We start from the raw sequence: 10,000 nt of genomic DNA on the forward strand, positions 1-10,000 counted from the left end.
CTGAATCGATAGAATGATAAATATCGTCGAAACTGAACTCTTCCATCGGACTGAGAATGCAGGCGCCGATGGAAACGGAAATTTTAACTGGATCTCCGTTTGGGGTCCGATAGGATAATTCTTTTTCGGCGACTTCCATTCTTAATTTTTCGCAGAGTTGAACGAGATCATCCTTTTTGATCGCATCTAAAAGAATACAAAATTCATCTCCTCCGATTCTGGAGCAAATATCGGTTGCTCTTACTCTTTGTTTCATCACGTCCGAGATCGTGCGAAGCGCCAAGTCTCCCGCCAAATGTCCGTAAGAATCGTTGATCTCCTTGAGGTAATCCATATCTAGGATTATCATCGCGAGAGAAAATCGGTAACGTTGCGCCCTTTTGAGAAAAAGCTCGAATTGTTCGATTAGATATCTTCGATTGTAAAGTCTGGTGAGTTCGTCCACCTTGGAAATTTTTTCGATCTGGATGTTTTTCTCTCTGAGCTTACTCACCGCTCTTTGCAGTTTTTTCTTTGCGCGATGATCCATCACTCTCCAGAAGTTGATCAAAAGATTTCCGAACACTCCTGTAAAAAGATAAATCAACACGTTAGCCAAATCGTGTTGTAACGCATTTGCGTTTCCGGCCAGAGTTGTACACAAAACCAGGGAAAGATAGAAAAATACGTTGAAAAAGATTACGGTCGTTCCGGTGAACCAAAGAAGAATATTTCCGCTTACGACTAAGGTTGTATAAAAATGAAAGTAGAGTTCCATTCTTCCCGAATCAAAAAAGACGTAAGGAAGAATAGAAAGCACGATCGTTCCCGAAGAGAGAATGCTATATCTCTCGATTTTTTTGCGGAATAAAAATTTCCATTTTATAAGCAAAAATGCGAACAAAGCGGACAAAAGGACGACCGTTAAACGCGAATAGGCAAGAATTCGATTTTGCCCGGATTCCCCATCCGGGACCAAAGCAGCGATAAGACTGATTCCAATACAAAAAAAGAAATAGATAACCGTGGCTCTTTTGATTTCCGGTTGATAGATTCTCAAATAATCATCGGTAAACGGATTGAAAAAAACTCTCCGGGCAAGTAACTTTATTTTTTGATTGTTTCCCAACAAAAATCTCATATGTTTTATAAAGGACCGAATAAGATCTAACCTCCATTTTAGAAGCGATTTTGTTTAAACAATCAGGATTTATAAATCCGTTTAAGCGACTTTATACTATACGTTCTTTGACGATTAAAAAACGACGATCTTTCTAGGGTTTTTTGTCAGAAGAGAGGGCAAAGGCATTCCTTCCCCGCCGAGAGATCGTACGAATTTACCGTTGATCCTAAGCTGGATGCCTCGGATCGGAAGATTTTCCATGAGGCTATAGGTGAGTTGATCGATCCGGTCTTTTAGAAGTTCCGGTCCGGCTCCTCTTTCCAAATCGCTACTCAAAGAGAGTTTTAAAATTCCTTCTTCAATCCTATAATCCCCGTCATAATGTAAGTTTTGCGGGATGGAATTTAGGATTCCTTTTTCCTTTTCCTGGGAAACCGGCCCTGCGATCAGAGAATTTAAGATCAGTTTGACCCTGTCCCCTCCCTTGGAAAGCCGGAGAACCTTTACAAGTCTGGAATGGCTCTTGCTCCCTTTACCGTAAAATTTCAAGAAATACAGTGATAATTCTCCTTTGTCTGTAGGTATCGGGGTGGGAGGTGATTCGTTTTCGAAATTGACGGATGCAAGGGGAGGTTCTAGGACTGGAACAAGGTCGTCTTCGTTGAGATCCTCTTCGATAGAATTTTCATTTTCGGAGGAGACCCGGACGTCTCCGTTTTGAAGAAGTTCTCCCAGGATTTCGTCTTCCGCTTGATCCATAAGTTCTTTGTGATTGAGGTTTTCTTTGGAATAGAATTCCGGACTCATCTTTCCGATATTTCGAAATCCTTTGAATCCGGTTCCGGAGAGTGAAAATCCGGATCCTGTACTTTTATCTAAAAGTACTAACGTAAAAATAATTCCGGTGAGAATGAAGATGAGATTTTTTCTTTTTTCGGAATCTGGCACTCTTTCATTTTCGGAAAAAAAGAGGAATCCATACAGGTAAAAATCAAAGGATCAGGTTCAGGTCCGAGAGGTTTTTGAGTTCCAGTTCAAAGTCCGGAATTTCTCCCGGAGGTGCGTGTCCGTACGAACAAAACGCAAACGGACAACCATTCTGGCGAGCTGCCTCGTGATCCGAAAGTCTGTCTCCTATCATGAGAATTTCATCCGGTTTAAGATCGTTTTTTTTTATATACTCTTTTAGAATTTCTCCCTTGGTTTTGATCCGTTCGTTGTCTAAGACGAGAATCGGATCGAAATAGGAAAGAACTCCAGCTACTTCCAAGATGGTTTCGATATAAGGTTTTCGTCCGTTCGAAGCCGCTAGGATTCGAAACCCTTTTCCCGTAAGGGATTCGATCGTTTCTTTTACCGAGGGATAGAATTCCCCCTCTCCGTTTTTGATTCTCTCGCATAAAAAACGAAGCACACTATCGGAGATAATGTCTCTTTGCTTTTCGTTCAATTGCGGAAGAAGATTGCGGAAAATGGTTTTGACAGGCTTTCCTATTTCCATCATAAGTTGGTCTCTGGATGGAAGATCGATTTGGATTTCGAAAGTTTTGGAAAAATTTTGAATCGAGTCTCTGTAGACTTCGAGTATCATTCCTTCGGACGAAAACAAGGTTCCGTCCACGTCGAATGCGAGCGCTTGAATGGAATCGACGGAAAAATCAGTCATCAAAGGACAGCTTTTCGAAAACGGATTCTTTTGACATTTTCTTTTTCCCTTTGCTTGATTTTCCTCGGAGTCGGAGAAAATAGGAAGAACTTCTTATGAAGACTTCGAATTCGCATCTGTTCCCACAAAAATCCAAAGGAGAAAGTTTTGCAAATCGGTCCGAGTTGTTTTCTTCTTTCGATTGGAACGATTATAAGGCTCAGCTTCAAAATCGTGTGAGAGGTTTCGAGCTGGGACGTTATTTCGATTTGACGGAGAGTGAAAAAGTCGGAATTGAAAGTACGATTCGTCTCAACGTTTCCGCGACACCATATTACATTTCCCTAACGGATCCAGAGGATCCGAACGATCCGATTCGAAAGATGATCATTCCGAGAGAAGCGGAATCTGTTTTTTCTCCGGAAGAATCCCCAGATCCTCTGCACGAGGAACGGTTGTCTCCGGTCAAAGGGTTGACTCACATGTACCCGGATCGGGTTCTTCTTTTTACCAATCACGAATGTTCGGTTTATTGCAGACATTGTATGAGAGGTCGCAAGGTTTCCGATTCTAAAGAGAGAATGCTTACGGAAGACCTGGAAGCCTGTTTTGAATACGTTGAAGCCCATCCGGAAGTAACCGATGTCGTGTTATCCGGCGGAGATCCCTTAAACCTGAGCGATTCCAAGGTCGACTGGATTTTGGAACGATTGGAAAAAATCGAACACGTAAAAATCTGCAGGCTCGGTACCCGAAATCCGGTAACGCTTCCGTTTCGAATTACATTGGATCTTTGTAATATTATAGAATCTCACAATACTGATCGGCTTTCCATTTTCTGTAACACCCAGTTCAATCACTCGAAAGAGTGCACTTCCGAAGCAAAAGAAGCGATTCTAAAACTTCTCAAAGCCGGAGTGAATGTCGGAAATCAATGCGTTCTACTGAAGGGAATCAACGATTCCGGAAAAATCATGTTAGAACTTCATAAAAAACTGTTAGAGTTGAGGGTCCGTGCCTATTATATGTACGATCCGGAACTGATTCCCGGTTCGAGAGGTTTTCGAACCCCGCTCGCAAAAGGTATCGAGATCGTTTCCTATATGAGAGGAAAGATAGGGGGCATGGGAATTCCGCAGTTCGTAAACGATCTTCCCGGAGGAGGCGGAAAGGTTACGCTGACTCCGGATTGGTATCTTGGTTTTTACAAACCGGAAAGAATGCACGTATTCCGATCCGCGTTACACGGATCCTATCATTTAAGCCCGGAACCTCCGGATTCCGAGATGGAAGAAATCTATCCGGAGATTTCTTTGGAAACTTGGGAAAGAATTTTTCCCAAGGCGTTGGGGGCCCAAGAGAAAAATTGAATGTGTGATGTAACGCCGACGGTTCTTGTTTACGCGGATCTTCACGAGTTTGAAGGGGAGTTTCCGGAAATTTACAAAATTGTTTTGGCATCTGGAAATAGGAACTCTGGTTTTTTATTCCCAGAAATCTTATAAAAGACAACGTATCTTTGAACGGAGATTCCAATTGTTCATCCGTTGCGTTGTTGATCGCTTGCAACACCAACGTTTTTAACATTACTGTTTTATCAAACGCCGGGCTCTCTCGACCCTCGCCGCTTGCCTTATACTTTTAAAGTCTCGTTAATTAATTATTTCGTCTTCGAATTAAAAAATTAAGATTGACCGGGCTTTTATAGAGTTCGAAGTAGATTCGGAACTCATCGTTTTACCTCAAAAACGGCAATAAACTCTAAGGTCTTATGAAACATTCTCTAATTTACAAAGAAGAAAAGTCGGATAAATTCTGGAACATCGATATCGCTGGAAATACCTTTACCGTAACCTATGGTAAGACGGGAACGGCAGGACAAACACAGACGAAGAAATTTAAGGACGAAGCGGCGTGTTTGAAAGAAGCGCAAAAACTTTTAAACGAGAAACTCAAGAAAGGTTACTTGGAAAAAAAAGGCGCTAAAGCGAATCAAGATAAGCCTTCTCAAAAGAGTAAGTCCGCAGAACGTGCCCCTAGTGTCAAAACTGCGGTTTCCAAGCAGGGAAAAAATGAATGGTGGAAGTATTTAGTCTGGATTTTGGACGAAAGAGATTCTGCAACCGAATCTAACATATATTATCTTTCGGATGACGGAGTTCTGTCCGCTCCGCCTTCGGATGAAAAGTTGAGTCAAGGTACCAACGCAAGGTTCGCCGGTTTGACTTCTTTAGTAGAGGTTCCGTTAGACAAAATGCCGGCTTTGGATACTTTGGAAATATATCCTGAAGAAAAAAAAGGTCCCAAACTTTCTTCCCTCGACGGAATTGAACGGGCACCCGGCTTAATTGTATTGGATGTGGAGAGAAATCAAAGTATCTCGGATCTCGGTTTTTTATCAAAACTTCCCAAACTAGAAGTTTTTAACGGGTCGAATAACTCGATTAAGGACTTGGCTCCACTTACTGCGTGCCGAAATTTAAAAACACTTTATCTCGATAAAAATAAGATTTCTGATATTTCTCCGCTTTCTTCACTTTCAGAATTAACAATTCTTGGGTTAGCCGACAATCCGATCAAAGATATACTTCCTTTGGCCGGTTTGAAAAAGTTAAAAGAAATACGGGTATCGTTAAAGCTTCCCAAAGAGAATTTAGCGAAGTTTGAGAAATTACGCCCCGATGTGGAAATCTCGTTCTAGAGTTAAAGATCTGAATTCTCGAATTGCAAAAATGTAGGAATTCATAAGTTTTAAGATTTTTCTATCAATAGAGGAATTCATTTAAGTTTGGCAATTACAAAACGAATGACTTCCGCGACGGTTCTTGTTTACGCGGATCTTCACGAGTTTGAAGGGGAGTTTCCGGAAATTTACAAACAGGAATGGGAGTCCTCGAAATCCGTGGACGCTATCTTGGAATTGTTAAGCGAAGTTGGGGAAAGAGCCGAATTTGTAGCCACCCCGAGCGAGCTTTTGGAAAAGTTAAAACATTATTCCGACTTGGATTTTACGAAACGCCCCGTTCTTTTTCATATGATGGAGGGATTTTGTTCCAGAAACAGGGAGTCCTTGATTCCCGCCGTCGCGGAGTTGTTCGGTTTTCCTCACACTGGTTCGGATGTTTATTCTCAAAACGTGTCCTTGGATAAAAATCTAACGAGAATATTTGCTCGGTCGATTGGTATTCCGATTGTGCCCGGATTTTTAATTCGTTCCGAGACAGATTTTACGGTTTCGAAGGAGTTTTCCTTTCCCGGATTTTTAAAACCTTCCGGAGAAGGTTCCAGTCTCGGAATCGGAGAGGAAAGTATCATTCACGATGAAAAGGACCTCCGTTTCAAATTGTCCTCCAAACCGGCGGAGTTTTTTCCTTATCTCTTGGAAGAATATTTAACTGGAATCGAATATACGATTTCCGTAATAGGTTCTGATGTCGTGGGTTATAGAGTCAGTTCCGCGGGAAGATTGGTCCTTCGGGAAGAACTCAAAGTAGAAAAGGTTTACGGAGAAAAAACGAAATCTAAAAGTGTGATGCCGGAAACTCTCGTATTTGATTGTCCTTCTGGTTTGGAGACGTTTCTTCAGGAACAAAGTCGATTACTTTGTAGTTCCCTTGGCACTTCCGGTCCCGCGAGATTGGATTGGAAACTCGATTCTTTAGGGAATCCTTATTTTCTTGAGATGAATCTTACTCCCGGTTTGTCCCCGTTTTATTCCACGTTTCCGATTTGTTATCGTCGGAGTCTAGGGGACGAAAAAAACTTGTTGCAAGAGATTCTAAAAATAGCCCGTTTGGATTTTGAGACCGATCGATTTCTATATGCCAAAAAGAAAATCGGATCCTTATCAAGTCAAAGATAAAGTCACAGATTTATGCAGACAATCGTCCCTATTCAAACTTCCGAATCCTTTCGAAATACTTTGGAAGAATCGGTTCGGAATCATCCGGTCCTGGTTTCCAATTGCTGGTTGGAAAATAAGGAAAGGAGAATGGAAAAGGAAGACCTTCTTCTCTGGCTTCGTCAGGAATACTTCGTCAGCGTAGACTTCGTAAATTGGTTTTTAAATACGGCGGCGATCAGCGACTCCGTAGACGCAAAAATCGTTCTTGTCTCTAATATTTGGGAGGAATTGGGCGAGGGTAATGCGGAAGATTCTCACGTTTGTATTTTAAAAAAATTCCTTTCGGATATGGGCGAAGTGGCGCAAGATATACATAGACTTCCCGAAACTAAATCTTATCTAGATCTAATGCGGAAGATAACCACCACGGACTTTTACTCGGCTTTGGGTGCGCTCGGCCCGGCGAACGAGTATTTGCTGAAATTGGAATATTCTAGAATGTTTCGGTCTTACAGGGATTTAAAGAAGCGAGTTTGTTTGCCGGAAGGAAAATTTTTTCAAGTCAATCTGAGTGCTGACGAATCTCACGCCGAAAAACTTTTTCGCTTGATCGAAGTCGTGGCGGATACGGAAGAAAAAAGGAATCGAGTGATGGAAGGAAACAGGCTCGCTTTGGACGCAAGACTTGTGTTTTACGACGGCTTAGCGACTTTTCAGGGACTTTAAGAGACCGATTCCGATGATTCCTAAAATCGGAACCAAGGGAAGATAGAGAAGTGGCGCAACCCAGCGGTATCCTTTTAAAGAATGACTGAGTTTTCGAACCGCAAAAAATCCGGGATACCTTCTTCCGTTTGCGATCATTTGAACGTTTCCTTCCGCGAGGCCTATGTTCAAAGTCGGGTGGATTTCTCTCAGTTCTTTTTCTGAAAAATCGCGAAAGGATCGAAATCTGATCTTGGGATTGAGATTGAGATTTTGCAGTTTGATTGCGAGGTTGGAGCAGAACGAACATTCTCCGTCGTATAAAAAAACTAGGGTATCCATCTTGAAATATTTTTGAGATCAATTCAATAAAAGTTTTGGGAAAGCATTTTCGCATTTTACATTTCGTAGAATTGTAATTTGTCGTTTATTTTCAATCCATTTTTTCTTAAAATATCATAGATCGATTTTTGAATCGAATTCGTCCGAGTTCCTTCCAGTATTAGAAAGGTCACTCTTCTGTTTTGAATATACATAGTCGGAATATCAGGTTGCGTGTTGATTTGTCTTTGGCTTTCATTTGGATTGTTCTCATCCCAAAGGCTAATATACAACCACAAGCCGTCCGGATCCGGATCGCCGCTATGATTTGGTCTGTGGCATTTATATTCATAGTCGATTTATAAAGACTTAAGGTTAATGTTCGATATAGTGAAGCCGGCTAATTGGGGATATCTTGATTTTAATAGATTGATGTCTTTGTGGATGTTTATAAGAATATTAGGATAGATTAAATTACCTGAATCAATGGGACTCTCGCCGTTTATAGCTGAATATCCAATGAGAATCCATATAAATACGTTGGTGATCGAAGTTTTAATGTTTTTAGATTTCAAATGTTTAACTATCTCGCTCTCTAAGGATCGCTCATCTTAGCTTAGCTAAGAGTCTTCGATTAGCTCAACCTCGCTTCTATGGTCGCTCGGTAATGCTCCGCTGGCTACGACTATCTCGCTCTCTAAGGATCGCTCATCTTAGCTTCGCTAAGAGTCTTCGCCTAACGCTCCGCTGGCTACGACTATCTCGCTCTCTAAGGATCGCTCATCTTAGCTTCGCTAAGAGTCTTCGCCTAACGCTCCGCTGGCTACGACTATCTCGCTCTCTAAGGATCGCTCATCTTAGCTTCGCTAAGAGTCTTCGCCTAACGCTCCGCTGGCTACGACTATCTCGCTCTCTAAGGATCGCTCATCTTAGCTTCGCTAAGAGTCTTCGCCTAACGCTCCGCTGGCTACGACTATCTCGCTCTCTAAGGATCGCTCATCTTAGCTTCGCTAAGAGTCTTCGCCTAACGCTCCGCTGGCTACGACTATCTCGCTCTCTAAGGATCGCTCGATAGATCTTGGGGGTGATTTTTTAAAAAGAAACAAATGTCCGGAATGTGTTCCTCTTGAACTCCAATCCAAAAATAAATCCAGATTCCTTCCTTTTGCATTCCGTCACAGATCTTCATGTACCACTTGGATATCGTGTTTTCCTTTCTTGCTCTCCAGAATAAAACGGGAAATTTGCGGATCATTTCGTCCCAAATATCTCTTCCGACGCCTTCTCCTCTGGCGATTTCGTCTACCGCAAACTTGGAAAGAAATGTTCCGAAAGGGGTTTTTTTAACCAACGCGCAACCCTTGTATTCGGATTCTAAAAGAATTCCGGCAAACTCTTGACTCCAAAAATTTTCTTTCAAAGATCTTTGAAAAGCTTTTTCAATCAGAAGATTCAACTTATCTCTGGAAATCAAACGATGATCCGGGATGAAGTCGATTCTATTTTTTCTGCGGATCAGAGTTCCGCTTCCCTTGATCGTAAATAATTCTTTCAATAGGGAGGAGGCGGATGTGACCGCGATTCCGAATTCCTTATCCTTTACATTTTTATAAAGTTCTAAACAGGAAAGTAAAAGAGAAGCGTCTTCTGAGTCCGGTTTTATGGAAGAATCGACGTCGAAGATCGAAATTTTATTTCCCTCGCAGAAAATTCCCCCTCTCGAATAAAGATGAACCAGCTTTTTCGTATGCAGAGTGGAGCAGAGTTTGGTCAAGAATGTGAAAAGGGGTGACCCCTTTTCCTCCGTGACAAAAACCGGAAGTTTTTTTTCCGAAAGGGCCGAAATGACCGCACCCGCTAAATCTTGAGGATGTCGGAATAATTTTCCGGGGAGAATCGACGGGGATTCTTCTTTGTTATGGTTTCTATAAAAGAGATTTGTGTAAGAAATTCCGTCTTTGTCTAAAACGACAACCGGATATAAGTCCAACTTGTGAAGAATCTTGAGATTGTAAAGGAGTGCTTCTGCGGATTCCATGAGTGTACCGGAATCCGCATAGATCACAGCGAACTTTTCGGGTTCGATCGAACGAAAAAGTTTTAGAAATTGAAATGAATCCTTAGTGTTCTCTGTGACTTCCAAAAGTTTAAGGAGAATTTCTTGATGTTTCATTCCGGTTCGATTGGATTATTTGCCCAAAGCGTAGGCAACTAATTTTCCTTTGAGCTTACCAATCGTCAGGGATTGCTCCTTATCTTTTTTCAATTTGAGAAAACCTAAGAGCGAAGTGTCTCCGCAAGCAAGCGCCAAGATGTTTCCTGTAAAATGATCTTTGAGTTTTTTACCCCAAGCAATATAAATTTCCTTGGCTTCTTCCTTGGT

Annotated in this window: 10 protein-coding genes and 1 pseudogene (2 of these 11 only partly in view); 4 read left to right on the forward strand and 7 right to left on the reverse strand. The window is 41.8% G+C overall.

Annotation, left to right across the window (positions count from 1 at the left end; all coding sequences use genetic code 11):
* From FHG67_RS06230 to FHG67_RS06240, 3 genes are all read right to left on the reverse strand, one after another.
* Positions 1-1,120, reverse strand: partial view of a GGDEF domain-containing protein gene (locus tag FHG67_RS06230; RefSeq protein ID WP_002621731.1) — the 5' portion only. The gene continues 101 nt to the left of window position 1, outside the view; only the first 1,120 of its 1,221 coding nucleotides appear in the window; it begins with the start codon at positions 1,118-1,120; the stop codon falls past the left edge of the window.
* A 114-nt stretch (positions 1,121-1,234) separates the two neighbouring features.
* Positions 1,235-2,050: a GerMN domain-containing protein gene (locus FHG67_RS06235; protein WP_004502245.1), complete on the reverse strand. Its 816-nt coding sequence runs from the start codon at positions 2,048-2,050 to the stop codon at positions 1,235-1,237.
* Positions 2,051-2,093: 43 nt separating this feature from the next.
* Positions 2,094-2,768: an HAD family hydrolase gene (locus FHG67_RS06240; RefSeq protein ID WP_004500789.1), complete on the reverse strand. Its 675-nt coding sequence runs from the start codon at positions 2,766-2,768 to the stop codon at positions 2,094-2,096.
* A 95-nt stretch (positions 2,769-2,863) separates the two neighbouring features.
* Between FHG67_RS06240 and FHG67_RS06245 the strand changes: the two genes are divergently transcribed.
* Positions 2,864-4,117: a KamA family radical SAM protein gene (locus tag FHG67_RS06245; RefSeq protein ID WP_142499691.1), complete on the forward strand. Its 1,254-nt coding sequence runs from the start codon at positions 2,864-2,866 to the stop codon at positions 4,115-4,117.
* Positions 4,118-4,250: 133 nt separating this feature from the next.
* Here FHG67_RS06245 and FHG67_RS22965 read toward each other — a convergent pair.
* Positions 4,251-4,334, reverse strand: a pseudogene (locus FHG67_RS22965) (hypothetical protein); the annotation flags it as partial.
* Between the two features lie 184 nt (positions 4,335-4,518).
* Here FHG67_RS22965 and FHG67_RS21670 point away from each other — a divergent pair.
* The 3 genes from FHG67_RS21670 to FHG67_RS06270 all read left to right on the forward strand — a co-directional run bounded on the left by FHG67_RS21670 (position 4,519) and on the right by FHG67_RS06270 (position 7,317).
* Positions 4,519-5,448, forward strand: a complete 930-nt coding sequence (locus tag FHG67_RS21670; protein ID WP_004502197.1) for a WGR domain-containing protein — start codon at positions 4,519-4,521, stop codon at positions 5,446-5,448.
* A 105-nt stretch (positions 5,449-5,553) separates the two neighbouring features.
* Positions 5,554-6,609, forward strand: a complete 1,056-nt coding sequence (locus FHG67_RS06265) for a D-alanine--D-alanine ligase family protein (protein WP_036058348.1) — start codon at positions 5,554-5,556, stop codon at positions 6,607-6,609.
* 12 nt (positions 6,610-6,621) lie between these two features.
* Positions 6,622-7,317 carry an iron-containing redox enzyme family protein gene (locus tag FHG67_RS06270; protein WP_004502230.1) on the forward strand — a complete coding sequence of 232 codons (696 nt, stop codon included), beginning with the start codon at positions 6,622-6,624 and terminating at the stop codon, positions 7,315-7,317.
* Here FHG67_RS06270 and FHG67_RS06275 read toward each other — a convergent pair.
* From FHG67_RS06275 to FHG67_RS06290, 3 genes are all read right to left on the reverse strand, one after another.
* Entirely contained in the window at positions 7,294-7,638 is a 345-nt protein-coding gene (locus tag FHG67_RS06275) for a DCC1-like thiol-disulfide oxidoreductase family protein (protein WP_004502217.1), read from the reverse strand. The two genes, FHG67_RS06270 and FHG67_RS06275, sit on opposite strands and share 24 nt — an antisense overlap.
* Before the next feature lie 1,036 nt (positions 7,639-8,674).
* Positions 8,675-9,790, reverse strand: a complete 1,116-nt coding sequence (locus FHG67_RS06285; protein WP_004502249.1) for an acetylglutamate kinase — start codon at positions 9,788-9,790, stop codon at positions 8,675-8,677.
* Between the two features lie 15 nt (positions 9,791-9,805).
* Positions 9,806-10,000, reverse strand: partial view of a THUMP domain-containing class I SAM-dependent RNA methyltransferase gene (locus FHG67_RS06290; protein WP_004495707.1) — the end only. It continues 1,053 nt past the right edge of the window; 195 of the gene's 1,248 nt are visible here — the last part of the coding sequence; its start codon lies off the right edge, out of view; it ends in the stop codon at positions 9,806-9,808.

The organism is Leptospira weilii (assembly GCF_006874765.1).
GTDB lineage: Bacteria > Spirochaetota > Leptospiria > Leptospirales > Leptospiraceae > Leptospira > Leptospira weilii.

Excerpts from the sequence above, each read along its gene's own strand:
- FHG67_RS06245 (WP_142499691.1), top strand. The coding sequence starts at position 2,864 with ATGAAGACTTCGAATTCGCATCTGTTCCCACAAAAATCCAAAGGAGAA.
- FHG67_RS06270 (WP_004502230.1), top strand. The coding sequence starts at position 6,622 with ATGCAGACAATCGTCCCTATTCAAACTTCCGAATCCTTTCGAAATACT.
- FHG67_RS06285 (WP_004502249.1), bottom strand. The coding sequence starts at position 9,790 with ATGAAACATCAAGAAATTCTCCTTAAACTTTTGGAAGTCACAGAGAAC.
- FHG67_RS21670 (WP_004502197.1), top strand. The coding sequence starts at position 4,519 with ATGAAACATTCTCTAATTTACAAAGAAGAAAAGTCGGATAAATTCTGG.
- FHG67_RS06275 (WP_004502217.1), bottom strand. The coding sequence starts at position 7,638 with ATGGATACCCTAGTTTTTTTATACGACGGAGAATGTTCGTTCTGCTCC.
- FHG67_RS06240 (WP_004500789.1), bottom strand. The coding sequence starts at position 2,768 with ATGACTGATTTTTCCGTCGATTCCATTCAAGCGCTCGCATTCGACGTG.
- FHG67_RS06265 (WP_036058348.1), top strand. The coding sequence starts at position 5,554 with ATGACTTCCGCGACGGTTCTTGTTTACGCGGATCTTCACGAGTTTGAA.